Below are 1493 nucleotides of genomic sequence, written 5' to 3'. Positions count from 1 at the left end.
CTTTCCTGAGGGTAATTCACATCAATCGGAACATACGCTCCTTCTGATTTTAGAATTCCAAGAATCGAAACAATCATCTTTTCATTACGTGGCAACTCAATACAAACCAAGTCATTAGATCTGATATTGTAATGATTTCTCAGGTAATGAGCTAGACGGTTAGATTCTGCATTTAAATCATTGTAGCTAAGCTTTACATCATCATATATTAATGCTACACTATTCGCACAGCTATTAACCTGTTCTTCGAACAATTTTACAACAGTCTTTTCAGAAGAATATGAAGTTTCTGCACCATTGAAGTCCTCCAATAATTCCTTTACTTCCGGATTACTTAAATAGCTGAAGTTTTTGATTGCCTGATCAGGAAAAGTAGCAAACTGTCCCAATATATTCTTAAAATGCCCGGCTAAAGATGTTATTAAAGATTTATAAAATACAGATGAATTGTATTTAAAATCTATTGATAAGCTATTTTTTCCCGGAACGGCAATAATATTAAAATCATAATTCGTCTGTTCAAAAGTATCTGCTTTTTGATCAGCCATTCCCATGATCGAAAGATGATTATTAACATCCCGCTTTGCATAGTTCTCAAAAACGATAATATTGTTGATCAACTCTTTTCCTAATGAAGATAGAGACTGGATATCGGATAAACCGGTAAAATGGTATCCGGTACCCTGAATAGAATCGTGATGTAATTTTTCGAGTAAATTTCTTGGTGTTTCATCTTTACTTACATTCACACATACAGGAATAGTATTGATAAAGAGTCCGACCATATGCTCAACCTCTTCAATATCTGCCGGTCTTCCTGAAACCACACTCCCAAAAACTACTTCTTCAGATGCATTATAACAACTTAACAAATAAGACCAAACTCCCTGGACATATGTATTGAGAGTGATTCCCAGATTCTTACAAAGATTGCTAATACCAGCGAATTCCTCATTTTCTACTTTTATTATTTCGGTAATAAAGTGACGATCCTTTTCTGATGTACTCTTTTTAAAAGGAATAAGTGTTGGAGAAACCACCTCTTTGAGATAATTTTTCCAGTAACTTAGGGCTTCTTCTTTATTTACTGTTTTCAGCCAGTTGATATAAGACGAATATTTTTTAGATTCCGGCAAATTAATCTCCACATCTTGCTTCAGGGAGTTCAAAATAACAGCGAAATCATTGATAAGGATACTTAAACACCACCCATCCATGATAATATGGTGATGACTCCAAATGAATTCATATTCTCCATTAGGAAGCGTGATAACCGTCAGGCGCATTTGGGTAGGTACACCCAAGTCAAATCCTTGGGCTATATCCTCTTCTTTTATAGTATCTAATTCAAGCTCTGATTCTAAGATTAAATGCTTAAAGTCAACTTGTGCTTTTTTGTGAACGATCTGCAAAGGAACTTCTCCATAACGATTATCAAAAGAAGTCCTTAAAACCGTATAGCGATTGACAAGGATTCCAAATGCCTTTTCTAC

The 1493-nt window shown here is 34.8% G+C and carries 1 protein-coding gene; it reads right to left on the bottom strand.

The window, feature by feature from the left end; genetic code table 11:
* Positions 1–1493 (bottom strand): condensation domain-containing protein (locus G9C87_RS20680; RefSeq protein WP_172284691.1); only part of this gene is annotated, 1493 nt, incomplete at both ends.

It is taken from the genome of Chryseobacterium sp. LAM-KRS1, from assembly GCF_013184525.1.
Taxonomy (GTDB): Bacteria; Bacteroidota; Bacteroidia; order Flavobacteriales; family Weeksellaceae; genus Chryseobacterium; species Chryseobacterium proteolyticum.
The sequence above is the reverse complement of the archived record's forward strand: the minus strand, read 5'-3'. Positions and strand labels throughout refer to the sequence as shown.